Here is a 26,703-nt window from a genome sequence, read left to right as displayed (position 1 = left end):
AACATGTCGATCGACAAAACACCGCTTGCGCGCGTTCCCATGTCAGGCCTCGTTGCTTCGGCCGTGGAATACATGATTGATGCCGGGCAGCGCACTGTGCTGTTCCTGGATATCCTGCGCCGGCGTGGCGACCAGTATCGGCAGCACATTGCCCAGACGGCACCGCATGTTCTGCACTACGCCGCCGAACTGGTCATGGACGGGCGCAAGCTCTCCGAACCGGTGAACTATGCGCTGGTGCGCATCATTCCGCCTGAGGGTATCGAGCTCGATCTCGAGCGGCGACCGTTCATCGTGGTCGATCCGCGCGCCGGACACGGGCCGGGAATCGGCGGGTTCAAGGCGGACAGCGAGATCGGCGTCGCCATGAAGGCCGGTCATCCCTGCTACTTCATCGGCTTCCTGCCGGAGCCGATGCCGCACCAGACCATCGAGCGCATCGCGCGCGCGGAAGCCTTGTTCATCGAGGAAGTCATCAGGCGCCATCCTGATGCCGACGGCAAGCCCTGCGTGATCGGCAACTGCCAGGCCGGCTGGGCCGTGATGATGCTCGCATCGCTGCGCCCGGAACTGTTCGGGCCCATCATCGTCGCCGGCGCGCCGCTGGCCTATTGGGCTGGCGTGCACGGCAAATATCCGATGCGCTACTCGGGCGGCCTGCTCGGCGGGAGCTGGTTGACCGCGCTCACCAGCGACCTCGGCGCCGGCAAGTTTGACGGCGCCTGGCTGGTGCAGAATTTCGAGAACCAGAACCCGTCGAACACGCTGTGGACCAAACAATATAATGTGTATTCGAAGGTCGATACCGAGGCGGACCGCTATCTCGAATTCGAGCGCTGGTGGGGCGGGCATGTCAACCTGAACGCGGAAGAAATCCAGTTCATTGTCGATGAGCTCTTCATCGGCAACAATCTCGCCGCCGGCCGCATCAAGACGTCCGATGGCAAGGCAGTCGACCTGCGCAACATCAAGTCACCCATCGTGGTGTTCTGCTCCAAGGGAGACAATATCACTCCGCCACAGCAGGCGTTGGGCTGGGTCCTCGATCTCTACGCCGACGTCGACGAGATCAGGGCCTACGGCCAGACCATCGTCTACACGGTTCATGAGAGCGTCGGCCATCTCGGGATCTTCGTGTCCGGCGGCATCGCCAAGAAGGAACACGCGGAATTTTCCAGCAACATCGATCTGATCGACGTGCTGCCGCCGGGCCTCTATGAGGCGACCTTCGAGGCAAAGGGCGCCGACACCGCGAACGCGGATCTTGCGGTCGGGCAGTGGGTGATGCGATGCGAGGCGCGCACGCTCGATGATATTCGCGCCATGGGCGGCAACTCGTCGGAAGACGAACGGCGCTTCGCGACCGCCAAGCGCGTCTCGGAGATCAATCTCGCCGCCTATAAAAAGTTCGTCCAGCCCTGGATCAAATGCATGGTGACGCCGCAGGTGGCGGAGTGGACGCGCAATATCCACCCGCTGCGCCTGCAATATGAGTTTTTCAGCAGCCGAAATCCGTTGATGACTGCCGTGGGGACGACGGCGGAAAGAATTCGGAATGATCGGAAACCGGCAGCCGAGGAGAATCTGTTCATCGCCCTTCAGGAAGGAATCTCAAGGCAAATCGTCAGTGCGCTCGACGGTTGGCGGGACTACCAGGAAGCACTCAGCGAAACCATCTTTCTTGCCGTGTATGGTTCGCCCGCGCTTCAGGCGGCGGTCGGTGTTGATCCGCGTTGGGAGCCGTCGCGACAAGGGATGCCGGCCGAGCACCGCGAAATGCTCCAGCGGCGGATCAGCGAGCTGAAATCCAGGATCGACGAAGGCGGCCTTCGCGAGGCAGCTATCAGAGGCTTGCTTTACGTCGGGTCGGCGCGGGGCATGGTGGACGAGCGCAGTCTCGAAGCGCTGCGGCGAATCCGCCGCGAGAGGGGTGAGCGATTGACGTTGGCACAATTCAAAATGCTGGTGCGCGAGCAGTTCTTCATGCTGTTGCTGGACCAGAGGAGAGCGCTGGCGGCAATTCCGAAAATGCTGCCCGACAATGCCAACGAACGCCGCGCGGCCTTCGCAGCGATCGGCGAGGTGCTGTCGGCCAGTGCCGAAATCTCAGGCGAGGTCGCCAAGCGATTGCAGCACGTCGCCGAGTTGTTCTGTCTGGATGCGAGCGAAATGTCGCAAAGGGATAAGGTTACCCCTTTCGATCCCAAGGCGAAGGCGTCGTAACGCTGGTTGGAAGAATCCGGAGCGCCACCATGAGCGTCATGCCCGCAGATTCAGGCGAAGTGCGACCCCACACCAAATATGATCGGTTGATCGCGGCCACCAAGGCCGTGCCGCCGGTGCCGACCATTGTCGTGCATCCCTGCGACGAGACCTCGCTGCGCGGTGCGTTGGACAGTGCAGAAGCCGGCATCATCCGTCCGCTGCTGGTCGGCCCCGAAGCCAAGATCAGGAACACGGCAAGCAAGCATGGCCTCGACATCGCCAGTGTCGAGATCATCGATGTTCCCCACAGCGACGCCGCGGCCGCCAAAGGCGTCGAGCTGATTCATGCGGCCAAGGGCGAAATGCTGATGAAGGGCAGCCTGCACACCGACGAGCTGATGCGCAGCGTCACGGCAAAGGCGACCGGCTTGCGGACCGATCGGCGCATCAGCCATGTGTTCGTGATGGATGTCCCCGCCTATCCCGACACGCTGCTGGTGACGGATGCGGCCATCAATATTTTCCCTGATCTCGATGACAAGCGGGACATCATCCAGAATGCCATCGATCTCTTCACGCAGGCTGGTTTCGGCACATTGCCGCGGGTGGCGATCCTGTCCGCGGTCGAAACGGTTACGTCCAAGATCCCGTCCACCATCGAGGCCGCGGCGCTATGCAAGATGGCGGATCGCGGGCAGATCATCGGCGGCTTGCTCGACGGACCGCTCGCCTTCGACAACGCGATCGATGTGGAGGCGGCCAGGATCAAGGGAATAAAGTCCGAGGTCGCGGGCCGCGCGCAGATCCTGGTCGTTCCGGATCTCGAGGCCGGCAACATGCTGGCAAAGAATCTGGCTTATTTCGCGAACGCCGACAGCGCCGGCATCGTGCTCGGGGCCCGGGTGCCAATCGTTCTGACCTCCCGTGCGGATTCACCGCGGGCGCGCATGGCCTCCGGCGCGGTCGCGGCGCTCTATGCCGACGCGCGGCGCCGGCTTGCTCCAATTGCGGCTGCGTGATCGCCATGGATACGATCCTCGTTGTCAATGCGGGCTCCTCCAGCGTCAAGTTCCAGATCTTTGCGATTGAAGGGGAAGGGAGGCTGCGGCGGCAGATCAAGGGCCAGATGGATGGCATCGGCAGCCGTCCGCGCCTGCGCGCTGTCGATGCAAACGGCGATCCGCTGGCGGAGCGGGCCTACCAGATCGAAAGCGTCTCAGACATCCCGGCCGCGATGGCTGTTGCGGGAGCGTGGCTGCGGGACGAGCTTCGCATCTCCCCGATGGCCGTCGGGCATCGCGTTGTCCATGGCGGTCCGGACTATGAGCGGCCGGTGCTGATCGACCATGGCGTGGTGTCGCGCCTGGAGCGCTATGTCGCGCTGGCGCCGCTGCATCAGCCCCACAATCTGGCGCCGATCCGTTCGCTGCTCGCCAATTTTCCTGCCCTTCCGCAGGTGGCGTGTTTCGACACTGCCTTTCACCGCACCCACGGTCCGGTAGCGGATCACTACGCGATCCCTTATCAGCTCCACGCCGAGGGCGTGCGGCGCTACGGATTCCACGGCCTGTCCTATGAATATATCGCGAGAACCTTGCCGCAGATCGCGCCAGATGTCGCGAAGGGGCGGGTGATCGTCGCCCATCTCGGCAGCGGTGCGTCGATGTGCGCCCTGAAGGGTGGACGCAGCGTGGAGAGCACAATGGGGTTCACCGCGCTTGATGGCTTGCCGATGGGGACACGTCCGGGGCAGATCGATCCCGGCGTCGTGCTTTATCTCATATCTGAAAAGGGAATGTCGGCCTCGAACGTCCAGGATTTCCTCTACCGCAGTTGTGGACTGAAGGGCCTCTCCGGCATCAGCAATGACATGCGGCAATTGGAGGCAAGCAACGATCCGCACGCGATACTGGCGATCGAGTATTTCGTCTATCGGACATGCCTCAACGTCGGCATGCTGGCGGCGGCGCTGCAGGGTCTGGACGCGTTCGTCTTTACGGCAGGCATCGGCGAGAACTCGGCAGGAATTCGCTCACGCATCGTCGAGCAGTTGGCCTGGCTTGGCATTGCGTTCGATCCGGCCGCGAATGCCGGCCACGCGCGGCTGATATCGCGGTCCGACAGCCGCATTCCGGTGTACGTCATACCGACGGATGAGGAACTGATGATCGCGCAGCACACCCTGTCGGTTCTGTTGAACAATCAATCGCCCAACGCGAACCGTCAGAGGGTGTCATGAATATTCCCGTGCTTCCGGAAACCAAGGTGGCCCTCAAGGGAAGGAAGGGCCTGATTGTCGGCATTGCCAACGATCAATCGATCGCATGGGGCTGCGCCAAGGCGTTTCGTGCGCTCGGCGCCGATCTGGCCGTCACCTACCTGAACGACCGGGCGAAAAAGCATGTCGAGCCGCTGGCGCAGGCGCTGGAAGCGCCGATCTTCATGCCGCTCGATGTCAACAGCGAAGGCCAGATGGAGCAGGTGTTCGAGCGCATCGAGAAGGATTGGGGCCGGCTTGATTTCGTGCTGCACTCGATCGCGTTCTCGCCAAAGGAAGCGCTGCACGGTCGCGTCGTGGATGTCGGACGGGATGGCTTCTTGAAGACGATGGAGGTCTCATGCTGGTCGTTCATGCGCATGGCTCACCTGGCTGAACCGTTGATGAAGAACGGCGGAACGCTGTTCACCATGACTTACTACGGCAGCCAGATGGTGGTCGAGAACTACAATGTCATGGGCGTCGCGAAGGCAGCGCTTGAGGCCGCCGTGCGTTACATCGCGGCGGAGTTGGGGCCGAAGGGTATCCGGGTTCACGCGATTTCACCTGGTCCGCTCGCCACGCGCGCCGCCTCGGGTATTCCTGATTTCGACGCGCTGATGGACAAGGCGCAGTCGAAGGCGCCGACCCGCAGCCTCGTCAGCATCGATGACGTTGGCAACGCGACGGCATTCCTGGCGCTTGACGGTGCAAAACTCATTACCGGCACCGTCATGTATATCGATGGTGGTTATCACATCATCGATTAAGTGAACCCGGCTGCCGTAGCGGCTGGGACCGTTCAGCGCTGAATACCCGCATGTTCGTTACCCCGTCAGATCGTCATTTCCGAAACTGTGTCGGGAATGACGAGTTCGGCTTCTGTCACCGCCATGACCTCGGCGACCGTGACGCCGGGAGCGGTCTCCATCAACGTCGCCTTGCCGTCCGGAAAGCAGATCACGGCGATGTCGGTGACGACGAGGTCGACCGTTCGCGACGACGTCAGGGGCAGGGTGCATTGTCTGACGATCTTCGATTTTCCCTTCGCGGCATGCTGCATCGCCACGATGACGCGTTTGGCGCCGGTGACGAGGTCCATCGCGCCACCCATGCCTGGCACCATCTTGCCTGGGATCATCCAGTTGGCGAGGTGCCCTTCCGCGTCGACCTGAAGGCCGCCGAGCACGGTCACGTCGACATGGCCGCCGCGGATCAATCCGAACGACATCGCACTGTCGAAGGTGCAGGCCCCCGGAAGCGCGCTGATCGGTCGTCCACCTGCATTGGTCAGAAGGGGATGGGCCAACCCTTGCTCCGGGATCGGGCCGGTGCCGATCAGTCCGTTCTCGGACTGGAAGAACACCTTGATGTCTGATGGCACGTAGTTGGCCACCAGCGTTGGAATGCCGATCCCGAGGTTCACCAGATGGCCAGTGCGAAGCTCGCGTGCCACGCGGCGGCCGATGATCTCTTGTGCATCCATGGTTCACTCGTTCGCTATGAGATAGTCGACAAGCGGCGCCGGTGTGACCACATGGTCGGGCGCGATGACGCCGACCGGAACGATGTGCTCGGCAGTCACGATCACGGTATCGGCGGCCATCGCCATGACGGGATTGAAGTTGCGCGCGGTCAGCGCATAAGAAAGGTTGCCGAGGTAATCGGCGAGGAAGGCGTGGACCAGCGCGAATTGGGCTCGCAATGCGGTCTCGAGCAGGAACGCTTTTCCGTCGATCTCAATCTGGCGTTTTCCTTCGGCAACCGTCGTTCCGACGCCGGTCGGCGTGAGCACGCCGCCGAGGCCGCAGCCTCCGGCGCGGATGCGCTCCACCAATGTCCCCTGCGGAATCAGGTCGACGGCAATCTGGTTGGCCAGCATCTGCTGCTGCGCTTTGGGATTGAGGCCGATGTGGCTTGCGGTCAGGCTTGAGACCAGGCCGGCATCGAACAGTTTGCCGATGCCCTTTCCGGGTATCGCCGCGTCATTGGAGATCAAGGCAAGGCCCGTCTTGTGCTGGCGTACGACTTCGTCGAGCAGGCGCTCCGGCGTCCCGACGCCCATGAAGCCGCCGACCATGATGCTCGCGCCGGCCGGGATCTTCGCAACGGCTTCTTCGACGGAAATAGCCTTCATGATTGGCACTCCGGCCGGCACGCGATTGATCGGGGCAGTACCGGTGCGATGCTGGTCCCCGCTCACCGCGTCGCTTTGATCTGTATCAAGAGTATTCGCTGCAGTGACGGATACCGGAGATCCGGCATCCGCATCTTGCGCTTTTGGGTAAGCGGGACGACGGGATTTCGCTTGCCGACTTCAAGACAATGGCGGAGGCTATGAGGGGCTGTCGGCTCGTCCTCATGCCCGACACTGGGCATGAATCGCGAATTGGCGGCGTTCTGTGACGGCTGGTTCGGCGGCCTCGCGAAATAGACGAAACCTTTAGTAGATTTCATCAAGAGAGGAGGATGCAATGTCGGACCCCCAAGTGGCAGCGGACAACGTCCGGGCGATGCTCACCGAAAATCTCGGCCGTGTTCGCAAGGCCAATTCGGACTATTTTGACATGCTTGAGAAGGGCTTGAGCTCCTCGCAGCTTCCGATTGCCGGGCAGGCCAAGCAGTTCTGCGATCATATGCGGCGGCAGACTTCGGCGACCTTCGACCTCTGCGACCGGCTGATCCAGGCCAAGGACGTGCCTGATGTAGTCAGAATTCAGTCCGAGTTCTTCCAGGACCAGATGCGAGCGCTGATGGAACAGGGGAGGAGCATGGGCGAATCGGCCATGAAAGCCGCAGCCGGCGTGTTTACTCCCAAGAGCTGATTTGCTTGCGGGCCGGGAGGTGGCTGATGGCCCTTCAATTCCTGGTCGTCGCAACCATCAGCGGATCCAACATCATGATCCGCGCGCTGGTGACCGTCGCTGTGGTCGCCATCGCCCGTATTGCGGAGCGACGACACCGGGAGGGCCGTTCAGTTCTGCAAATCGAGACCAGCCAACTGGGGCCGGTCCAGGAGCACGATCTGACGCTGGTTGTTGCCGATGAATCCGAGGATACCGAGCTCGTGCAGCCGTGACAATGCGCGAGAGACCGTCTCCAGCGTCAGGCCGAGATAATCAGCGATGTCGCGGCGGCACATCGGCAGCGCCAAGACGCCGGCCGCGGTCAGGCGCTTGTCCATTTCGAGCAGGAAAGCGACAACCCGCTCAAGCGACGTCTTGCGGCCGAGCAGCAGCATGTGATCCTCGGCATGCTGCAGGTTGTTCGTGGTCATGTTCAGCAGGTTGCGGGCGACCATGGCGTCGCTCTCGGCAACGAGTTCAAGGCTGCGACGCTTCACCAGGCGCACCGCGGTGTCGACGATCGCTTCGGCCGTGAAGCGATGCTCGCTGCCGTTCTCCAGCCCGAAGATATCGCCGACCAGGTGAAACGAGCCAATCTGGCGGCGGCCGTCTGAAAGCAGCTTGTAGCTTCGCACCGCGCCAGACTTGACCTGGTAGACGTAATCGGCAGGCTCTTTCTCGCCGTAGATCTCTGTCCCTTTCTTGTACGTAAATTCGTTGAGGGTCATCATCGGGTTGGAAGCGCTCGCCATGCCGAACGCGCCGAGCATATTAGGTAGGGACGCTGCCGGATCGATGTTAACATAGGAAAACATGGCCCAACTCCTCACCTGAACGTCACGAATTCTATCAGTCTTTAGAACTATTGCGCTGCAAGAATTCGGTATCGGGTCCGGTCTCGCCAAGGTTGATCTGCGACGAAGGCAGCATTCCTAATCATTGTCCCACGGACCATTGTACTATGGGACAAGTAGGCAATGGTGTCGGACTGGCGGCGAGATTGCCGGTCACGGTGCGGCTCCATGCCTCCTCGGAGGGAAAATTGCCTGGCCTCGTTCACGTGGTTGATGACGATGCGTCGTTTCGGACGGCCATTGAGCGGCGGCTGAAGCTCGCCGGTTATGAGGTCGCAACCTATCCGTCCGCTCAGCAGCTACTGGATCGTCTGTCGGACAATGAGCGGCTGGGATGCATCCTGCTCGATGTGCGGATACCAGGCCTGAGCGGTCCCGAACTGCAGGATCGTCTCAGCGAACTCGGTTCGACGCTGCCGATCGTGTTCCTCACCGGGTACGCCGACACTGCGACGACCGTGCGGGCAATCAAGGCCGGCGCTGAGGATTTCCTGACCAAACCAGTGTCTTCGGCACAGTTGATCGATGCAATCGAGCGCGCGATTGCCCGTCACGAGGCAACGCGCAGCCAGCGCATCAGGCTCGATTCCCATCGCTCGCTGCTTGCGAGATTGACCCCGCGCGAGCGACAGGTGTTCGAGTTGATCGTGCGCGGCAAGATCAACAAGCAGATCGCGCATCAATTGGGAACAACCGAGCGCACGGTGAAAGCACATCGCCACCAAGTGATGGAAAAGATGCAAGTGCACTCGCTCGCCGAATTGGTGTCGATCGCGGAACGGCTCGGCGTGCTCGATTCAAGCGACGATGCAGCCCGTTAGCGTTCGAAATCGAAGTATCGCAATCTTGCAGGAAAAATGCGCAGACCCTGTCGGGTTCCCTTAGGACAACCTGTACGAACGGACAATATCACATCTTAATGACAGCGCGTATCAGGCGCGTGTGAAATCAGCATGGTTTCTCGGCTCGCGGTCAGGTCGCCTTCTGCAGAAGATAGCCGAAAACATCCTCGAAAAGCTGAAGCCAGCACCTTGTCGAATCGAAGATCTGTTCTTGTCGTAGATGACGACCGATCCATGCTCAGGAGCCTTAAGCGTCTGCTGGGGCAGCACGGTTTTGACACGACGCTGTTCGATTCCGCCAGCGCGCTGCTTGGCCACGGCGATTTCGGCCGCGCCTTCTGCATCATCCTGGATATCAATCTGAATGGCCAATCCGGCATCGATCTGCGTCGCCGGCTCCTGGACAAGGGCATCACCCTGCCGGTCATCTATATCACTGGCAATGATAGCCACGCGAACCGCACGGCGGCGACGGAGTCGGGATGTGTCGCTTACCTGACCAAGCCGTTCTCGGCAAAATCGCTGATCGAGCCGATCGAAAAAATGGCAGCCGCTATCGCCTAGCGGAGCTTGCCGATATTCACTCATCAATATCCTGTTCGAAAACGCGTGCCGGTGCGCCTCTGCGCACGGTCGCAAATTGATCGAGCGGGAGTAGCGTCCTCACCGAAAGCAAGTTCGTGTCGACCACTTGCAGAAGGAGTTTCTTGCCGGAGTCCATGTCGTGCAGCAGGTTTAGGTCGGCGAGGTCACCCGCAATGCAGGTATTGGTGAGACACCACGTGAACGGAAGTCGATAGGTCGTACCCTGATCGACGGTGAGCGTGGCGCCGGCTGGCAGATAGAGGCCGACCGGCAGGAAAAGCTGTAGCCGCGCGCCGCTATTGTCCTCGCGCTCGGTCAGATAGACGCGAACCGCGGTCTGGCCGGTATTGAAACTGCCGCTGATGGTGGTGCGACAGACCATCTTGGCGCCGCCAGGCTTGAAGCAGACCTTCTCCCAGTCGCCGAACCTGATGTCGCGCGCTTCACGTTGGCCGCGAAGCGCGATTTCGGGCTCCCCGGCTTGCGCACCAGTCGGCACCTTTTGTCCATTCGCCGGCCCGGCCGCGATCATCGCTGATAATATCAGGGCGGCGAACAGGATCGAAAACGGTTCGGGAGGCTGCATCGTCATGGCTGTGCTCCTCAGCGCCGATCACCGTCGCTACTTGTGCCCGTCCAGGAACGCGCCGACGGGCGGCGCCCAGATCGGAATGGAGTCGGCTGAGCCGACCAGGAAATGTCCATCGTCGCCGAACGGCGGAAGAAGGTGGTATTCGGCGTTGCCGCCTGCGGCGGTGAACGCCTCGTGCATCCGTTTCGACAGCGTCGGGCCGAAGAACGTGTCGTTCGCAATGTAGATCCAGAGCATCGGCACCCGCGAGGTGCGACCGAATTCACTGATAGCCTCGACCAGTCTGTCCGGGGCGCAATTGTTGTTCGGCTTGCCATCGACGCGGCCGCCGCGTCCGGCAGCAAAGGTGATGATGGCTTTCACCTGCGGCGGGTTCACGCTTGAAAGTGCGATCGACGCCCAGCCGCCGGCCGATTGGCCGATCACGATGACGTCCTTCGGCACGATCTTCTTCTCGGCAGCCATATAGTCGATGATCCAGAGGTCGAGCTGCGCAACAGCCATGCCGGCGTCGCGGAAGTTCGGATTGGTGCAACTGCCGATCTTGGAGAAGAACGGTCCGTAGAGCCCGCGCTCGGGTATGTCGATGGCCGAGGCGCCGTAGCCCGACCCGACCGGTGCCACCACGAGGTAGCCGCGTCGCGCGAACCACATGGCGGCGTCGCGGAATTCGACCAGCGGAAAGAAGCTGCGCTGCACCGGGTCAAGTGACACGCCGTGATTCATGATGGCGAGCGGGAAAGGGCCGCCGCCGACCGGACGGACCACATAGGCGATGGTCGGCAAGACGAGCGGCAGCGCCCAGACTTCCTCCTGAATGTGCACGACAGCGTTCTGATCGTCAGGGCGCGCCGGCGCGATCTGGCTGAGAACAACGAACAGCATTATCAGGAATCGTGAGCAAGCCTGACCCATATCAGAGCTCCGTTGTTACGAGACGAGTTGACGGATCGAATCCGAAGCGACGCTTGATCCAGATCAATCCCGCTTGGCCGCAGGCCGCCGTTCATCGGAGCATTTCGGCGACCGCTATAGCGCCTCGTGACGAGCCAATTCACATGAAGTCATCGTCATCTCAGCAACCGGGATGGACGCGGCTCTTTCCGCCGGTGGAGTGGCTTACAAATTATCGGCTTTCCTTTCTGCCTTCGGACGCCGTCGCGGGAATTACGCTCGCCGCCTACGCGATACCGGTTTCGCTCGCTTATGCGGCGCTCGCCGGACTGCCACCGCATGTCGGAATCTACGGCTATCTGCTTGGCGGCGTCGGCTATGCGCTCCTCGGCTCCTCGCGTCAGCTAGCGATTGGTCCGACATCCGCGATCTCGCTCATGATCGCCGGCTCGGTCGGGGCTTTGGCCGCGGGCGATCCGGCGCGATACGCCGGCATCGCGAGCCTGGTGGCCTGCGCGGTGGCGTTGCTCTGCCTGATCGCCTGGCTGTTCAAGCTGAGCCTTCTGGTACGCCTGATCAGCGACAGCATCCTGGTGGGATTCAAGGCGGGCGCCGGGCTGACGATCATGATGACCCAGCTACCCAGCCTGTTCGGTGTCGCCGGCGGTGGCCACAACTTCTTTGACCGGGCTGTTCGGCTCGCCGGGCAGCTCGGCGACGTCCACTTGCTCGTTCTGACGATCGGTCTTGCTGCGCTGCTGCTGTTGTTGATCGGCGAACGCGTCCTGCCGGGCAAGCCGGTTGGACTCGCCGTCGTCGCACTGTCGATTCTGGTCGCATCGATATTTGGCCTGCCGGCGCTCGGAGTGCCGATCACCGGGGCGATCCCGCAAGGGCTGCCGGCGTTTGCAGTGCCGTCATTCGGACTGTCGGAGCCTGAAGAGTTGTTTCCGATCGCGGCCGGCTGTCTGTTGCTCGCCTATGTCGAGGGGGTTTCCGCAGCGCGGAGCTTCGCGGCCAAGCATGGCTACGGCCTCGATGTCCGGCAGGAGTTTCTGGGACTGGGTGCGGCCAACCTCGCGGCGGCGTTCGGCCACGGCTATCCGGTTGCCGGCGGCCTGTCGCAATCTGCGGTGAACGACGCGGCTGGGGCCCGTACGCCTTTGGCGCTGGTGCTCTGCTCGGTCACGCTCGCGCTGTGTCTGCTGTTCTTCACGGGACTGCTGACAAATCTTCCCAAGGCGGTGCTCGCTGCCATCGTTCTTGCCGCCGTATACAGGCTGGTCGATATCCCGGCGCTACTGCGCATGTGGAAAATCAGCCGGATCGATTTCTATGCTGCGGCGATCGCGCTCGCCTCGGTGCTGCTGCTTGGAATCCTGCAAGGCGTGCTGCTTGCGGCACTCGCATCCATCTTCCTGCTGCTCGTCCGCGCGTCGCAGCCGAATGTGGCGTTTCTCGGACGGCTCCCTGGAACCGGCCGCTATTCGGACAGCGCCAGGCATCATGGGGTGGAGCCGCTGGCTGGCGTCATCGCATTCCGTCCTGAAGCATCGCTGCTCTACGTCAACGCCGAGACGATCCTCGACGCCGTCCTGGCTGCGCTCCGAAAATCGTCGGATATCAAGCTGGTGGTCTGCGATCTCTCGGCATCGCCCTTCATCGATCTGGCCGGGGCGCGCATGTTGCATGATCTGCATGACGAACTGGCAGATCGTGAAGTGACGTTCTGCATCGTCGGCGCTCATGGCCAACTGCGCGACCTGTTGCAGGCAGATGGGCTGGCGGAAAAGACCGATAGCCGCAACTGGATGCGGACGCTCGACAGCGTGCTTGGCGAGAGCAACGCCGTCGGATGATCGATCGCCTGAGGACCTCGCCACGAGTTACGCGGCATTGACTTGGATCAAAGGGGCAGCGGAGGGAGCCAGCACGATCAAACGTCGGCGTTCACGACGATCGGAGAGATCAGCCGTCGAGCGCGTCTGACGCGAGAAGTAGTGTTGGAAAAATTTCTCTAAATCGCTCTTGGAGGTAAATCATGAGACAAGTTGGGGTGATCGCGCTGATGGCAATGCTGGCCTTGGCAGGACTGAGTACGCCGTCGCGGGCGGAGACCGGCCAGGTTGCAGTCGTCTTCACCAAAGGCGGCTTTGTCATCGGCGTCGGCGGCGGCGAGGGCGTGCTGATACTCCGCGGCAAACGTTATCCATTCACTGTTTCCGGCATGAGCGTTGGCTTTACGATCGGAGCCTCGACCACCAAGTTTGTTGGGCGTGCGCTGAATTTGCGGGGGCCTGAGTCCATCGAAGGCAGCTACGCCGTGGTCGGCGCCGGTGGCGCCGTTGCCGCCGGCGCCGGAGGCGTTCAGTTGCAGAATGCCAATGGCGTGATCTTGCAGCTCAGCGGTCCGAGGATTGGCGCCGAAGTGTCAGCAGCCGTCGGTGGCGTCACCATACGATTGAAATAATCGCGGGGCGGCCAGGGCTGCGTTGCCCTGGTCCGCTCTCGGGGGGGCGAGGAGCTCTTGTGCAATGCGCGAGAGTCAATCCGCCCAAGGAGCGTCCTCCTGCCAGTCTGGACGGTAGATGGAAGCGGACATTCCGGCTTTCAGAGTTGTCAGCGAGGTTGGGGCTGCGCTCCCGGAGCGCCACTCTGCGCTCCTCCTCCTGGCTGCATGGAGCGCGCCCGCTCAAGGAGCGTCAGAGTGGTGTCAACGCATGCCTTCATGGAGTCTTGTGGATCGCAGCGCACTGCCACTATCGAGTCGCCATTCCGCAGGAAGAACGAGGCGCCGCCTCGGCGCGCTCCCCCGCGACCAGATTCGCCGATCGCTCGCAGAACATCGTCCAGATCACGATCCATTCGGGAGTGTGATGAGTCTCGCTGATCTGAGCTGGGAGCGTTCTGACTGAAGGCGGGCGGAGAGATAAGCAAAAGCGTGACGGTGAGGGCAAAGGCTTTATTCATCGTGCGTCTCCTCATTGTGAGCGAGTTGAGACGCCGGAGCGGAACGATCCTGGTCGTGATCCGCTCCGGCTCACCCCTGAGATGCTCAGTCGCGGCACACGCGCCTACGAATGATAAGGATAAAGTCGCGGTCCTCATCGCTCAAGCTGCGGGTAAGGAAATAGCACCCTCCTCCCTCACCTCCACCGCGTCGTTCGGCCAACCTCTCGGCGAGCCGCCCCCGTAGACCGCCGTGCCAGCCTCCATCGTCCTCATCCTCCTCGCGATCACGCCACTGGCCCATCCGCTCGCGCAGGCGGCCCCGCATCTCCTGTCGATCTCGCAGAAGGTCGATAATGAGATCCCGCAAGTCTTCGCGCGTTTGAATCCGGTCTCTCAGAAGGTCTCTCAAATCGCTGCCCACATCGCCGTCCCTGCCGTGCCATCCTTGGGCTGATGCGGGGCTTGTTGTCGTGCAGACAAGTGGGGCAGATGCAGCAATCGCTAGAACTGCTGCGACAATCACTGGCAGCCGTGTCATTGCGCTCTCCTCTCGTTGCGGGCAAGATTCGAAGACCGAATGATTGCTGTGCCGCCGTTGGCGAATCGCGACGGATGGTGAGATGATCCTCGAACCTATCCCTGCTTGGCCGGAATGGGCGGCCATTACTAATGCTATTTGTGCGCGGCGTCGCTCCCTTGACATAGATCAAGCTGGCGTCGCGAGTCCCGGATAGCCGATCGGAGAATCCAGGAACTTGAGACTTCGCCGCAACCGTCAGTATCGCTCGTCAACAAACGTCACCCCGCGCAGTGCGGTCTGGTCGTTGTAGCGCCCCTTGGTGGAGCGCTTTGGCAGCTTGACCTTGTTGCGGCGAACGCGCTTGTACGGGATCAAGTCCAGGACCTGCGAGATACAGTTCAACCGCGCCCGGCGTTTGTCGTCGGAGCGGATGATGTGCCATGGCGCATGTTTCGAGTTGGTGGCCTTGAACATCAGGTCGCGTGCCCGCGAGTAGGCGTACCAGCGTCGATAGGATTCCGTATCCATCGGGCTCAGCTTCCATTGTCGCAGCGGATCGTTGATCCTGGCCCTGAATCGTCGCTCCTGTTCCTCCATCCCCACTTCGAGCCACAGCTTGATCAGGACGATGCCGGCCTCAACGACGTAGTGCTCCACAGTGGGGCACAGCTCAAGGAAGCGCTTGTGCTCGGCGGGGGTGCAGAAGCCCATCACATATTCGACCCCGGCCCGATTGTACCAGCTCCGGTCGAAGATGACGATCTCGCCCGCGGCGGGGAAATGCTGCATGTAGCGCTGGATGAACATCTGCGTCTTTTCGCGATCCGAAGGCGCAGGGAGCGCGACGACACGAAACACGCGCGGGCTGACCTTTTCCGTGATCGCCTTGATCGTGCCTCCCTTGCCCGCCGCATCCCTGCCTTCGAACAGGATGATGACCCGCGCCTGGGTCGCTTTCACCCATTCCTGGAGATGGCATAGCTCGACTTGGAGCTTCTCCAGTTCCTTCTCATAGATCTTTCGCTTCATCCGTGCGGCGGGCGCATCTGCCATGTCTAGGCTTTCCACTGCTTCAGATCGTCTCGAACCGGCCGTTCAATCGCCCCAGGCAATGGTAACGCCGATGTCGCCGGGCACCCCGCCGGGAAAGTCGATGACCTGATAGCGGATGCGGTAGCCGCGCGGCTTCAGGTAGTCGGTCCAAAGCTGGTAGATCTCCTTGGGAATCCCGGTCAGCGTGGCTTCCCAGCCCGCTTCCATCTGGTTGATGGCGCGGCCCTTGTCGGTGCACAGCGAATTCGGGAACCGATACACCAGGACCTCGGTCAATCCATTCCGCACGGCGCGTTGGATGATGGTCGATGCCAATTGGACCTTTTCCTCCTCGGACTTGCCCGAGGGCCGGCTGAGCCGCTCGATCAGTGCTTTCTTCTCGGCCTCGGCGGCGGCCGCGCGGCGGACATACTCATCCGCCTTTTCCGCCTCGCGGAGGGCGGCCTCCTTCTGGATCTGGCTGGCGCTGGGGATCAGGTCATCAATGTTCGCGGGCATGGCTGACATCTCCTGAGTGGCCGTTTCCAATGGTCGTTCGCGAAAGGCTAGGGCCGGGTAGGGGCGCACCTTTGATCCAGATCAAGCGACCTCCCGGGCGGCGGTATCCAGATTGAAGGGTCAAACCCAATTCCTGACCCGGAGAAACAGTTGAGCGAGCAGCTTCATCCAATGGCGCCCCACCATCTGCCTTTTTTCATCACCCCGCCGAACGAGGTCGACGTGCTGATGGTTGTCATGGGGATCTTCCTGGTCGCCGTCGTGCTCTGGGTCGGCACGCTCTACTGGCGCCTGCACAGCCTGCCCGAGCGGATGGCGCACAAATCGCAAAAGCTGCAGTTCGAGATCGTCGCGGTCCTCGGCTTACTGGCGCTTTTCACGCACATCCACCTGTTCTGGGTCGCGGCGCTGTTGCTCGCCATGATCGATCTTCCCGACTTCAGCACGCCGCTGCGCAGCATTGCCGGCTCGGTGGAGAAGATGGCGAGTGCCGCAGCGGATGAAGGCGGCGCGGCAAAGCCTGAAACCAAACCGGATCCCGCAGTTCCGGCCGCCTCATCGGAGACGAAGGCAAGGGAGCCCAGCAATGCTTGAGCTCCTGATCTGCTCCCTCGTGACGATCCTTCCAGACTATCTCTATCGCCGCTATGTCCAGGGCAAGCGCTTCGGCAAGGAGATCACGTTCTTCTCGGTCTGGTTCGAGCTGAGGTGGGGCATCACCGGCTGCCTGATGCTCACGATAGCGCTGATCACCATGATCTTCTATTTCCACCCTGCCACCGACAGCGCCACGCTATTCTTCCGGACGATCCCTATCCTCCCGGAAACCTCCGGACGCGTCGCGGAAGTCAATTTCGGCTTCAGTGCCTCGGTGAAGAAAGGCGATGTGATCTTCAGGCTGGACAATTCGAAGCAGGAAGCGGCCGTTGAGACAGCCAAGCGCAAAGTCGCCGAGGTCGATGCTGCGCTGGTGGCGGCGGAGGCCGACGTCGTCAAGGCCGAGGCGCAGACACAGGAAGCCAGGAGCGCGCATCAGCAAGCGAAGGACGAATTGGATACCAAGAGCGATCTGCAGCGCCGCAATCCCGGCATCGTGCCGCAGCGCGATATTGAAAAACTTCAAGTCCTGGTCGATCAGCGGCAAGCCGGGATTGATGCCGCAGTGGCTACCAAGCAGTCTGCGACCCTTCGGCTCTCAACACTGCTGCCGGCGGAGAAGGCAAGCGCCGAAGCCAGCTTGGCGCAGGCCCAGGTGGATCTGGACAAGACTTTCGTTCGCGCCGGCGTCGATGGGCGTGTGGAGCAGTTCCTTCTTCGCGTCGGTGACGTCGTCAATCCGCTGATGCGGCCGGCCGGGATCCTTATCCCGGAGGGGGCGGGGCGGCGGGTCTTGCAGGCCGGGTTCGGCCAGATCGAGGCGCAGGTGATGAGGGAAGGCATGGTGGCGGAAGCGACCTGCATCTCAAGACCGTGGGTCATCATCCCGATGGTGGTCACGACGGTCCAGGATTACATTGCCGCCGGCCAGTTCCGAGGTGGCGAGCAACTGCTCGAAGCGCAAAACATCCTCCGGCCGGGGACCGTCCTGGTGTTCATGGAGCCGCTCTTTAAGGGAGGTCTCGAAGGGGTCACGCCGGGCAGCAGTTGCATCGTCAACGCCTACACCAGCAATCATGAGGAAATTTCCAACAAGGAAACCAGCGCGGGCCGCCGCATCGCGCTGCACGTGGTCGACGGCGTGGGACTGGTGCACGCATTGCTGCTGCGCATCCAGGCGCTGCTGTTGCCGATCAAGACCCTGGTGTTCACCGGCCATTGATGCGTGGTGAGGACGGAAAGCGCCTGAGGGGTTCTGGAAGGGGGCATGAGATGAGAGGACTTCGCAGGTCTGCATTGTTTGCTGCAACATTGGCCGCTTCCGTCTTGGGACTGTCAGAAAGGGCGACCGCGTTCGATCTCACAGGCGCATGGGTCACGAGCGCCGACCAATGCAACAAGGTATTCACGCGCAAGGGCAGGGCAAGGCAGGTCACCTTCACCAGATTTCCCGGCGTCTATGGCGGTGGCTTCATCGCCGAGCCTGATCGCCTGAGAGGCAAGTTCGAGAACTGTTCGATCAGTCCAGGAAGGACGACGGCCAGAACATCAACATCGTCGTGAGCTGCGCCAATGGCATCATGCTCTCAAACGTGCAATTCTTCCTGAAAGTGGTCGATGACAACAGCGTCACGCGGCTGTTTCCCGGCGTCGAAGGCATGGAGGTCACGTACCATCGCTGCCAGCTATAGGCCGGACCGTTGAGACCGTAGGCTGCGGTGCAATTTTGGCGCTAGAGTTGGGATAGAGTGCAGCCGTCCAAACGGTGAAGTTGCCGGGGAGAAAGATGAGCAGACGCATCATCGTTGATGCGGTCAGCACGGGCCGGGCAGTTGTTGCCCTGTGCCTGTGCGTCTGTCTGCTGGCGTGGCTTGCCATCCTGCCTGGGCCGGCGAGCGCCGCCGCACGCGGCGAACCGAAACGCGTGCTGCTGCTCCATTCGTTCGGGCGAGACTTCCGACCATGGAGCGAATTTGCCCGGGCCATCCGGGCGGAGCTCGAGCGCCAATCGCCGTGGCCGCTGAACCTCCAGGAACAGACGCTACTGGCGGCGCGATTCAACAATTCGGGCTCGGAAGCGCCCTTCGTCGATTATCTGCGCGCGCTCTATCAGGGTGCGGCGCCCGACATTGTGATCAGCATCGGGGCACCTGCGGCCGGGTTCGTCCAGAAATACCGCGCGGAGCTCTTCCCAGGGACGCCCATGGTCCTGACGGCGGTCGAACAGCGATTGGTGAACCGCGCCGGACTCACAGACAACGACACGGTCATTTCGGTGCACAATGATTTCTCAACCTTTTTCGCCAGCATTCTTAAGGTCCTGCCGGAGACGCAGACGATTGCCGTTCTGATCGGCGCCTCGCCCCTGGAGAAGTTCTGGCTCGAGGAAGCAAAAAGGGAAGCGAAGCCGTTCGAAAGCCGGATCGCATTCGTGTGGTACGCGGACCTGTCATTCCAGGAAATCCTGCAGCGGGCGGCGACACTTCCGCCACACACCGTCCTGTTCTGGGGCTTGATGTCGGTCGACGCGGCAGGTGTTGCCCATGAAGGCGATCTCGCATTGCGCAGTCTTCATGCAGTCGCGAATGCCCCTATCTTTTCCTTCCAGGAAGCCTTTTTCGGCCAGGACACGGTCGGCGGCCCGATGCATTCCATCAGCGCATCGAGCGAGAAAACCGTCAATGCCGTGATCCGGATTCTCGGTGGCGAGAAGCCGGCCGACATCAAGATCGAGCCGATTGGATTTGCAGCTCCGAAATACGACTGGCGCGAGCTGCAACGCTGGGGCATCAGCGAGAGCAACCTGCCCGCGGGAAGCGAAATCCTGTTTCGCGAGCCGACATTCTGGGAAAGATATCGATGGCAGGTCGCGCTCATCGCGAGCGTGATTCTGGTGCAGGCTGGCCTGATCAGTGGATTGCTCCATGAACGTCGTCGCCGTCGTCTCGCTGAGGTCGAAGCGCGGCAACGGCTGGCGGAGCTTGCGCGGGTCAACCGCTATTCGGCTGCCGGAGAGATGGCGACCTCGCTCGCACATGAGCTGAACCAGCCGCTCGGCTCCATTCTCACCAATACCGAAACGGCGGAGCTGATGCTGAAATCGATCTCGCCAGATCTCGACGAAATACGAGAAATCCTGGCCGACATCAGGCGTGATGATCAGCGGGCGAGCGAAGTGATCCGCCGTCTTCGCAACATGCTGAAAAGGGCGCCAATTGAAGTTAGCGAGATTGATCTCAACGAGACCGTAAGGGAAGCCGTCGGCGTCATTTCGGCTTCGGCCGAAGGCCGCGATGTGATGCTGAAATATGTTCCGGCGCCAATGACGCTGCGCGTCAAGGGAGATTCCATCCAACTTCAGCAGGTTGTCCTCAATCTCATCATGAACGCGATCGACGTTATATCGGAATCGCAAAGCGAGAAGCGGGAGGTGATCGTCGCGATGGGCATCTCGAATGAACAGGCCGAGATCCTGGTCGGTGATACCGGCCCGGGCGTCGCCGACGATCATCTGAAGGATGTCTTTGAGCCGTTCTTCACCACCAAGACGCACGGCATGGGAATGGGACTCGCGATCGCCCGCACGATCGTGGAAGCGCACCACGGCCAGATCACCGTGGAAAACCGGAGCGGCAGCGGGGCGCTGTTCCGCATCAAACTGCCACTTGCTCGCTAACCTTCGGCACGACCTGTCTTCGCCGCGGGAGTTGGTCCCGATCCAGGTATCCGCGCGAACATGTCGCGTCGCAGCAATGCCGCTATCCAGATGAACGGCGCTTGGTTTCTTTGATCTCGATCAAGAGACGCGCATGCCGTGGACTGATGCTTGCGGCATGTGAGGCTCATGGAGGTTGTGATGTCTCGTTGCGGCAGGATCTTGCTCGCGCTCGCACTGTTTCTGTTGGCTCCCGTCGCAGCCTTTGCGCAGGCGACCAGTTCTCCGCCCGATCAGGGCGGTCAGCCGCAGGGGGCGTCACAGGCTGCGCCGAGCGAACAATTGTTGAAGCCTGAACAGCTCGAGGCGCTGGTCGCGCCGATTGCACTCTATCCCGACGACCTCCTGGCGAACGTGCTCGCGGCGTCGACCTATCCGCTGGAGATCGTGCAGGCCGACCGTTGGGTGACTTCGCACAAGAACCTGAAGGGCGATGCACTGAAGAACGAGGTCGACAAACAGTCCTGGGACGACAGCGTGAAGGCATTGGTCAGCACCGCAGCGGTTCTTTCGATGATGAGCGACAAGATCGACTGGACCAAGAATCTCGGCGATGCCGTGCTCGCGCAGCAGCCAGATGTGATGGACGCGATCCAGCGGCTCCGCGCCAAGGCCCAGGCCAACAACAAGCTGGTGACGACCAAGCAGCAGAAGGTCAGCGTGCAGACCCAGGACAACAAGCAGGTGATCGTCATCGATTCGGCTGCCCCAAATACGATGTACGTTCCCTATTACGATCCGGCCACCGTCTACGGCACGTGGCCATATGCGGACTATCCGCCCTATTACTTCGGCTACCCATCTTATATTGGCGCGGGCGTGATCGCGGCGGGCCTTGCCTTCGGTACTGCCTGGGCGATCGGCCGCTGGGGTAATTATTGGGGCGGCGGCTTCAATTGGGGCAACCGCAACCTCTACGTCAACCACTACAACAGGGTCACCAACGTCGGAAACAATTGGCAGCACAACCCGGCGCATCGGCAAGGCGTCCGATACAACAACGCCAATGTTCAGCAGCGTTTCGGCAACAACAACCTGAAGGCGGGAAGTGCCAACCGGATGGATTTCCGCGGCCGCGGCGGCGAGCAGGTGCTGCGTTCCGGACAGGATCGACCCGGCGGCGGTGATCGCGTCGGAGATCGCGCTGGTGATCGCGGCCGCGAGGGCGTCGCCTCTCGTGATCGTCCCGGCGGAGATCGCGCCAATCGCTCAGCCGCGGCCGATCGCGCCAAAGCAGGGGGCGGTCGTGCGGGGGCTGCTGACCGCGGTCGCAATGCGGCGCGTGGCGGCGGCGGCCGCGACACGGCCTTCAAAAATGTGTCATCCGGCAGGGCTGCCAATCTGCAGGCCGCCCGAGGCCAGGCAAGCTTTGCCGGACGGGCGGGAGGCGCTGTTGCCTTAGCCGGCCGCGGGGGCGGTGGTTTCCAGGGCGCCGCGATTCGCGGGGGCGGTGGAGGTTTCCGTGGCGGAGGCGGCGGGGGCTTCCGTGGTGGCGGCGGACGGCGCTCCGATATCGCGCTGAAGCATGACGTCGTGCTGCTCGGCCACCTCGCCAACGGTCTTGGCTACTACCGCTTCAGCTATCTCGGCAGCAACAAGTCCTATGTCGGTGTGATGGCGCAGGAAGTGCAGGGCATCATGCCGGAAGCTGTCACGCGCGGTAGCGACGGCTATCTCAGGGTCTACTACGACAAGCTCGGATTGAAATTCCGGACCTACGGCGACTGGCTTGCCGCCGGCGCGCGGATTCCCACAGCATCGGAGCCAACACCATGACGATCGTTCAGTCGCTCCGGTTGGCGCACCCCGCGGCCGCTGTCGCCGCCCTCATCATGCTGGCGCTCCCGATCACATCGGCTCACGCGCAACAGGCCTATCCTTCGCCGGAGGGCGCCGCGGCCGCGCTGGCTGCCGCCGTCAAGACCGGCGAGAAGAGAGCCGTGCTGAAGGTTCTCGGCAAGGACGCCGAGGACATCATCGCGTCAGGCGATGATGTCGCCGACGCCGAGACGCGTGAACGCTTCGTGTCCGCGTATGAAGCCAAGCATTCGATCAAGGCGGAAGGAAACAAGAAGGCAACGCTCATCCTGGGCGCGGATGACTTCCCGTTCCCGATCCCTCTGGTTAACAACAGGGATGGCTGGGAGTTTGATTCCGCCGCGGGTCGCCTCGAGATCCTGTATCGCCGCATCGGACGCAACGAGCTCGATGCCATTCAAACCGCGCTCGCCTTTGTCGATGCCGAGAACGAGTATGCGGACAAGGATCGCACCGGCGACGGCGCCGGGCTCTATGCGCAACGGATTGTCAGCACTCCCGGCAAGAAGGATGGCCTGTTCTGGCGCGACGATCGCGACCAAAGTCCCCTCGGTGAGCTCGCGGCGCAGGCGGCAACGGAAGGCTATAAGGCTGGCGCGGAGGGCAGCGCGCCCTACCACGGCTACTACTTCCGAATCCTGAAAGGGCAGGGGCCCAACGCGCCCGGTGGAGCCGTGAATTATGTCGTTAAAGGCAAGATGATCGGCGGCTTCGGGCTGATCGCCTATCCCGCAGAGTATGGCAATTCAGGTGTCATGACCTTCATGGTCAACCACGCGGGCACCGTTTATCAGAAGGATCTCGGCGAACGCACGGCGGTCATCGCCAAGCGTACGTATCTGTTCGATCCGGACCAGACGTGGAAGAAGGTGGACGCGACGAATCCTTGAAAACGCGGAAACATTGCAATGGAATCATCTGCAATTCGTCTTGCGGTGATCGCGCTGCTCGCCTTCGTATTTCCGGTAACGTCATCGCAAGCGCAAGCGCCGGGCTACGTGCGGGTCAATTTCGCGAAAGCGGGCCTGCTGGTCGGCGCCGGCGGCGGCACCGGCGTCCTGACATATCGCGGCCGCAACTATCCGTTCCGGGTTTCCGGCCTCAGCCTCGGCGTCACCGCCGGCGCATCCGTCAGCCGGCTGGAAGGTTGGGCCTCCGGCATAGTTGACGTGACCGATTTTGCCGGCACCTATAGCGCGGTCGGCGCCGGCGGCGCCCTGGTTGGCGGCGCAGGAGGCGTCAACTTGAGAAATGAAAAGGGCGTCGTGCTCATCCTGAAGGGGCCGAAAGCGGGAATGGAGTTCGCCGCCAACCTCAGCGGCCTGAGGATTTCGATGAAGTGAGTTATCGGGAGGAGCGGAAGTCGTCCGCTCAAGCCGAGTTTCTCCGCTTGTGACAATGAGCGGACATTCGTGCCAGAAATGTCGCTCGAAGCGACCAACGCGAATGAGACCGAGCTACGGTCTCGGTTGGGGCGCGCACACCGGGTTGCAAAATAAGGACAAACTGGCGCGCCGGGCAGAGCGAGACCGGGACCTCGTACATCGTTGCGGTGCCTACGCCGCACAACATGCGACACGGCCCCTTTGATCACGCTCCGCACGGAAAACATTCGCGACGGCAAGAGGGGCCAAGATATTGCTGGTGCAGCCTAAGTGTGTTCAAGCTCAGGACGGAAACACCGATTCGAAGCCGCCGTAGGTCAGGATGGTCCTTCTCCGAGCATCACTCGTCCACGTTCCACCTGTAACGCGTAATCCATTCTAAGACGTCAGCTCCGGAGTAGAGTTGCATCTCAGTCGGCTTTATTTCGCTAAACCTCTTTGCTTCGACGCTATAGGTTGAACCGGACACAACAATTCCGCCCGACAGATCCCAAGCCTTAGCGGCACCATAAATCTGTTGAACGATCGGACGTCCAACTGAGTGTCGCGATTTGCCTTCTCTGATATCGGGCTGCTTGCATTGTACAGCAAATATTATCGGATCAGTTCTTTCGTCTTGGACCGCAAGAAAATCGATACCGCCATCTTTCGATGGCCGAAACAGGTCGACCTTGAATCCTCGTCTAACAAAAAGCTCTGCGCACAGATTCTCAAAGTCAGCGCGGGATGTAGATGACAGCGCCTCGGGTTCACGCGCGATGCCATCAATTAGCGATTGAGAGCAGAACTCATCAACAGTTACGAACCTGCCGTCTTTCTCTTTTTGGCGCTTGACATATCGATCGCCGATTCTCACGTCATCAAGATGCTCAAGCGATTGGAGATCGTACTCTCCAATCTCGTCGACAGAGCGTGTCATCTTGACTTGAGGAAGCGAGATTGAGCCGATACGGGCCCAGCAAAGTTTCAGCTCACCTGCCCGATCTGACTGCTCAGGAAGATAGAGGAATTCTGCACCCAGGCAATAACGGAGAGGGCTGCCCAAAACTCGTCTTATACCTTCGGGCTTTAGCGGGAGCTTCGTAACTATCGGAAGAAAACTCCGATTCTTCTCAGAATAGACAGCTAGATGCGTTCCCATCCGAACTACCGTCGGCGCCTCGTTGGCGGTAAGCCAAGCAAAGGGTGTAACCGGTCAAAAAGCAACAATATGGCGCACCCGACACGATTCGAACGTGTGACCTTTGCCTTCGGAGCAATTTAACCTGCCCTACGCAAATGCGCGATAGGGCACTCAATGCTTCGCTATCCTACTAATATCATTGTGGAAACTAGAACCGGCGGCCCGCAGCTCCTACCCTGCTGTGCGCCCCGATTTCCCTCCACCTGCTTACGTGGTGCTTACGCGAGAGACGGGCTTCAAGTCGGAGAAATTCGATGACAAAGCTCAGTAAGCGGGTCGCCGACGCCGCGGAACCCCGGGAAAAGGACTACGTCATTTGGGATGACGAACTGCCCGGCTTTGGTCTCCGGGTGTTCGCGTCAGGCAAACGTAGCTACCTAATTCAGTATCGTTCGGCCGGCCGTTCACGTCGCTACACTATCGGGCAGCATGGCGTCTGGACGCCAGAGCTAGCAAGGAAGGAGGCGAAGATTCAGTTAGGGCGGGTTGCGCAAGGCGACAATCCGGCCGAGGAGCGTCAGCTCGATCACAATGCGATCACAGTCAAAGAGCTATGCGACCTCTATTTCACCGACCTGAAGGCGGGTCTCATACTTGGAAAAGGTGGGCGCGCGAAAAAAGCGTCAACCATCGTAACCGACACCGGCCGTATTAACCGCCATATCGTGCCGCTGATTGGCACCAGGCGCGTAAAAGACCTCGTCAAGGCTGACATCAACAAGGTCTTGAAGGACATCATGGCCGGGAAGACCCGCGCCAGTGTCAAGACCAAAAAATTGCGAGGCAAAGCGATCGTGCGAGGAGGAGCCGGTACTGCCACGCGGACCGTCGGTCTCCTCGGAGGGATCCTCTCCTATGCTGTCGACGCCGGCATCATCGAGACCAACCCAGCTCGCGGAATTCGCAAGCCGAAGGATAGGGTCCGTAGCCGTCGTCTGACCGAAGCAGAGTATCGCATTCTTGGTGGAATTTTGCGCAAGGCGGCCGAGGACGAGAGCTACCAAATCACGACCGACATCATCCGCCAAATTGCTCTCACAGGATGTCGCCGTTCTGAGATGATAAAGCTGCGGTGGATCGAGACTGACATGGAAGCAAGCTGTCTGCGTCTGGCAGATAGTAAGGAGGGCGCCTCCACTCGAGCTATCGGGTTGCCCGTAGTGGAATTTCTAGAAGGTCGATGGGCGGCCAAGGTCGGCACTTACGTTTTTGCGGGGCAAGGTGACGATAATGCGTTCGGCAGTTTCCCCAATCATTGGGAGAAAATCTTCCGCGATACGTCACTCGCCGATATCACGCCGCACGTATTGAGGCACAGCTTCGCGAGCATTGCGAACGACCTCGGATTCACCGAGATCACGATCGCAGCTCTTATCGGTCACGCCAAGGGATCGGTCACAAGCAAGTACATCCACACGATTGACACCGCTCTCATAATGGCTGCCGACACAATCTCCGGCTATATCCAGGGACTGCTCGACGGTGTTGAATTCAAGCAGACCGCCTACGCCCTCGACCGCGACTCTCGGAAGACGGCGCTTGCTCGCTTCCTATGCAAGGCGGTTAACGATGCCTCCGCGAACGCCGTGCACGAGCAGCACCTCGCAGCTTGAAGACGCTGGTGCCGCTCCAGCCGCAAAAGGTTGGCTGACACCGCAACAAATAGCCGAACTGAGTGCCGGCTAGTCTTGCGCGTCTCCGAGTTCGCGGCACCGCCGTGGAGCACGGCATCAGACTTCGTGGGGATTTGAAATACACGGAATTACTATTTTATGCGGAAGCCAAATGGCTCAGTATCTTGGTTTCCAATGACATGAATTTCGCGAAATGGACTAGGCTGTGTGGACTCTTGGGATTCTCAAATCAGACGGAACGTGATTCAAGGCTTTCTTTTAGGAGGAAGCCTT

General features: G+C 60.9%; 26 protein-coding genes. 17 read left to right on the top strand and 9 right to left on the bottom strand.

The features are described 5' to 3' along the window. The first annotated feature begins 3 nt into the window (after positions 1–3). From AC5ZGW_RS18370 to fabI, 4 genes are read left to right on the top strand one after another with little or no spacing between them, the layout of a single operon-like run. Complete coding sequence (locus AC5ZGW_RS18370; protein WP_130225809.1) at positions 4–2,223, top strand: DUF3141 domain-containing protein; 2,220 nt, start codon at positions 4–6, stop codon at positions 2,221–2,223. Positions 2,224–2,252: 29 nt separating this feature from the next. After that, a complete protein-coding gene (locus tag AC5ZGW_RS18365) occupies positions 2,253–3,224 on the top strand; it encodes a phosphate acetyltransferase (RefSeq protein ID WP_283813257.1) in 972 nt (323 codons plus the stop codon). A gap of 5 nt (positions 3,225–3,229) precedes the next feature. Further along, positions 3,230–4,444: an acetate/propionate family kinase gene (locus AC5ZGW_RS18360; RefSeq protein ID WP_130225810.1), complete on the top strand. Its 1,215-nt coding sequence runs from the start codon at positions 3,230–3,232 to the stop codon at positions 4,442–4,444. After that, a complete protein-coding gene (gene fabI, locus AC5ZGW_RS18355; protein ID WP_130225811.1) occupies positions 4,441–5,232 on the top strand; it encodes an enoyl-ACP reductase FabI in 792 nt (263 codons plus the stop codon). Before AC5ZGW_RS18360 ends, fabI begins: the two co-directional genes overlap by 4 nt. Positions 5,233–5,297: 65 nt before the next feature. On the opposite strand, the gene AC5ZGW_RS18350 is transcribed toward fabI, so the two are convergent. Next, positions 5,298–5,948 carry a 3-oxoacid CoA-transferase subunit B gene (locus tag AC5ZGW_RS18350; protein ID WP_130225812.1) on the bottom strand — a complete coding sequence of 217 codons (651 nt, stop codon included), beginning with the start codon at positions 5,946–5,948 and terminating at the stop codon, positions 5,298–5,300. Between the two features lie 3 nt (positions 5,949–5,951). Further along, positions 5,952–6,599 (bottom strand): CoA transferase subunit A, encoded by a 648-nt coding sequence (locus AC5ZGW_RS18345; protein ID WP_130225813.1) that lies wholly within the window; start codon positions 6,597–6,599, stop codon positions 5,952–5,954. 337 nt (positions 6,600–6,936) lie between these two features. On the opposite strand from AC5ZGW_RS18345, the gene AC5ZGW_RS18340 reads away from it, so the two are divergent. After that, positions 6,937–7,287 (top strand): phasin, encoded by a 351-nt coding sequence (locus AC5ZGW_RS18340; protein WP_130225814.1) that lies wholly within the window; start codon positions 6,937–6,939, stop codon positions 7,285–7,287. Positions 7,288–7,436: 149 nt separating this feature from the next. Here AC5ZGW_RS18340 and AC5ZGW_RS18335 read toward each other — a convergent pair whose 3' ends face one another. Further along, the gene (locus AC5ZGW_RS18335) at positions 7,437–8,123 is read right to left on the bottom strand and encodes a helix-turn-helix domain-containing protein (protein WP_028162479.1); all 687 of its coding nucleotides are present in this window, start codon (positions 8,121–8,123) and stop codon (positions 7,437–7,439) included. 227 nt (positions 8,124–8,350) lie between these two features. Between AC5ZGW_RS18335 and AC5ZGW_RS18330 the strand changes: the two genes are divergently transcribed. Continuing rightward, positions 8,351–8,983 carry a response regulator transcription factor gene (locus AC5ZGW_RS18330; protein WP_165435205.1) on the top strand — a complete coding sequence of 211 codons (633 nt, stop codon included), beginning with the start codon at positions 8,351–8,353 and terminating at the stop codon, positions 8,981–8,983. A 132-nt stretch (positions 8,984–9,115) separates the two neighbouring features. Further along, positions 9,116–9,568 carry a response regulator gene (locus tag AC5ZGW_RS18325; protein ID WP_349645071.1) on the top strand — a complete coding sequence of 151 codons (453 nt, stop codon included), beginning with the start codon at positions 9,116–9,118 and terminating at the stop codon, positions 9,566–9,568. Positions 9,569–9,584: 16 nt separating this feature from the next. Here the strand turns inward: AC5ZGW_RS18325 and AC5ZGW_RS18320 are convergent, their stop codons facing one another. Together AC5ZGW_RS18320 and AC5ZGW_RS18315 are read right to left on the bottom strand one after the other, a co-directional pair. Beyond that, entirely contained in the window at positions 9,585–10,181 is a 597-nt protein-coding gene (locus AC5ZGW_RS18320) for an invasion associated locus B family protein (protein ID WP_245474705.1), read from the bottom strand. A 30-nt stretch (positions 10,182–10,211) separates the two neighbouring features. Beyond that, positions 10,212–11,066, bottom strand: coding sequence for an alpha/beta hydrolase family protein (locus AC5ZGW_RS18315; protein ID WP_245474706.1), 855 nt, complete (start codon positions 11,064–11,066; stop codon positions 10,212–10,214). Positions 11,067–11,239: 173 nt separating this feature from the next. Between AC5ZGW_RS18315 and AC5ZGW_RS18310 the strand changes: the two genes are divergently transcribed. From AC5ZGW_RS18310 to AC5ZGW_RS18300, 3 genes are all read left to right on the top strand, one after another. Beyond that, positions 11,240–12,934: a SulP family inorganic anion transporter gene (locus AC5ZGW_RS18310; protein WP_130225817.1), complete on the top strand. Its 1,695-nt coding sequence runs from the start codon at positions 11,240–11,242 to the stop codon at positions 12,932–12,934. Between the two features lie 182 nt (positions 12,935–13,116). Then, complete coding sequence (locus tag AC5ZGW_RS18305) at positions 13,117–13,545, top strand: hypothetical protein (protein WP_028162473.1); 429 nt, start codon at positions 13,117–13,119, stop codon at positions 13,543–13,545. A 732-nt stretch (positions 13,546–14,277) separates the two neighbouring features. Continuing rightward, positions 14,278–14,481 carry a hypothetical protein gene (locus tag AC5ZGW_RS18300; protein WP_165435201.1) on the top strand — a complete coding sequence of 68 codons (204 nt, stop codon included), beginning with the start codon at positions 14,278–14,280 and terminating at the stop codon, positions 14,479–14,481. Positions 14,482–14,802: 321 nt separating this feature from the next. Here AC5ZGW_RS18300 and ppk2 read toward each other — a convergent pair whose 3' ends face one another. Both ppk2 and AC5ZGW_RS18290 read right to left on the bottom strand, forming a co-directional pair. Continuing rightward, positions 14,803–15,600 (bottom strand): polyphosphate kinase 2, encoded by a 798-nt coding sequence (ppk2, locus tag AC5ZGW_RS18295; RefSeq protein ID WP_130225820.1) that lies wholly within the window; start codon positions 15,598–15,600, stop codon positions 14,803–14,805. Positions 15,601–15,642: 42 nt separating this feature from the next. Beyond that, positions 15,643–16,098 carry a hypothetical protein gene (locus tag AC5ZGW_RS18290; protein ID WP_130225821.1) on the bottom strand — a complete coding sequence of 152 codons (456 nt, stop codon included), beginning with the start codon at positions 16,096–16,098 and terminating at the stop codon, positions 15,643–15,645. A gap of 150 nt (positions 16,099–16,248) precedes the next feature. Here AC5ZGW_RS18290 and AC5ZGW_RS18285 point away from each other — a divergent pair, with 150 nt between their 5' ends. Continuing rightward, on the top strand, positions 16,249–16,692 hold the full coding sequence (locus AC5ZGW_RS18285) for a hypothetical protein (RefSeq protein WP_207231020.1): 444 nt from the start codon (positions 16,249–16,251) through the stop codon (positions 16,690–16,692). Then, positions 16,685–17,917 carry an HlyD family secretion protein gene (locus AC5ZGW_RS18280; RefSeq protein ID WP_463327101.1) on the top strand — a complete coding sequence of 411 codons (1,233 nt, stop codon included), beginning with the start codon at positions 16,685–16,687 and terminating at the stop codon, positions 17,915–17,917. The genes AC5ZGW_RS18285 and AC5ZGW_RS18280 overlap by 8 nt, the downstream gene beginning before the upstream one ends. A 297-nt stretch (positions 17,918–18,214) precedes the next feature. Here the strand turns inward: AC5ZGW_RS18280 and AC5ZGW_RS18275 are convergent, their stop codons facing one another. Further along, complete coding sequence (locus AC5ZGW_RS18275; protein ID WP_165435202.1) at positions 18,215–18,364, bottom strand: hypothetical protein; 150 nt, start codon at positions 18,362–18,364, stop codon at positions 18,215–18,217. 117 nt (positions 18,365–18,481) lie between these two features. Here AC5ZGW_RS18275 and AC5ZGW_RS18270 point away from each other — a divergent pair, with 117 nt between their 5' ends. The 4 genes from AC5ZGW_RS18270 (at position 18,482) to AC5ZGW_RS18255 (ending at position 23,571) form a co-directional block, all read left to right on the top strand. Beyond that, positions 18,482–20,371: a sensor histidine kinase gene (locus tag AC5ZGW_RS18270; RefSeq protein ID WP_130225822.1), complete on the top strand. Its 1,890-nt coding sequence runs from the start codon at positions 18,482–18,484 to the stop codon at positions 20,369–20,371. Between the two features lie 180 nt (positions 20,372–20,551). Continuing rightward, the gene (locus AC5ZGW_RS18265) at positions 20,552–22,186 is read left to right on the top strand and encodes a DUF3300 domain-containing protein (protein WP_496113944.1); all 1,635 of its coding nucleotides are present in this window, start codon (positions 20,552–20,554) and stop codon (positions 22,184–22,186) included. 56 nt (positions 22,187–22,242) lie between these two features. Then, the gene (locus AC5ZGW_RS18260; RefSeq protein ID WP_463327119.1) at positions 22,243–23,118 is read left to right on the top strand and encodes a DUF2950 domain-containing protein; all 876 of its coding nucleotides are present in this window, start codon (positions 22,243–22,245) and stop codon (positions 23,116–23,118) included. An 18-nt stretch (positions 23,119–23,136) separates the two neighbouring features. Then, on the top strand, positions 23,137–23,571 hold the full coding sequence (locus tag AC5ZGW_RS18255; protein ID WP_130231530.1) for a hypothetical protein: 435 nt from the start codon (positions 23,137–23,139) through the stop codon (positions 23,569–23,571). Positions 23,572–23,953: 382 nt separating this feature from the next. Here AC5ZGW_RS18255 and AC5ZGW_RS18250 read toward each other — a convergent pair whose 3' ends face one another. Then, positions 23,954–24,658 carry a restriction endonuclease gene (locus AC5ZGW_RS18250; protein WP_165435637.1) on the bottom strand — a complete coding sequence of 235 codons (705 nt, stop codon included), beginning with the start codon at positions 24,656–24,658 and terminating at the stop codon, positions 23,954–23,956. Between the two features lie 392 nt (positions 24,659–25,050). Between AC5ZGW_RS18250 and AC5ZGW_RS18245 the strand changes: the two genes are divergently transcribed. Further along, entirely contained in the window at positions 25,051–26,409 is a 1,359-nt protein-coding gene (locus tag AC5ZGW_RS18245) for a tyrosine-type recombinase/integrase (RefSeq protein WP_130231534.1), read from the top strand. Positions 26,410–26,703: the final 294 nt, after the last annotated feature.

It is taken from the genome of Bradyrhizobium sp. Crot121, assembly GCF_059512385.1.
The sequence above is the reverse complement of the archived record's forward strand: the minus strand, read 5'-3'. Positions and strand labels throughout refer to the sequence as shown.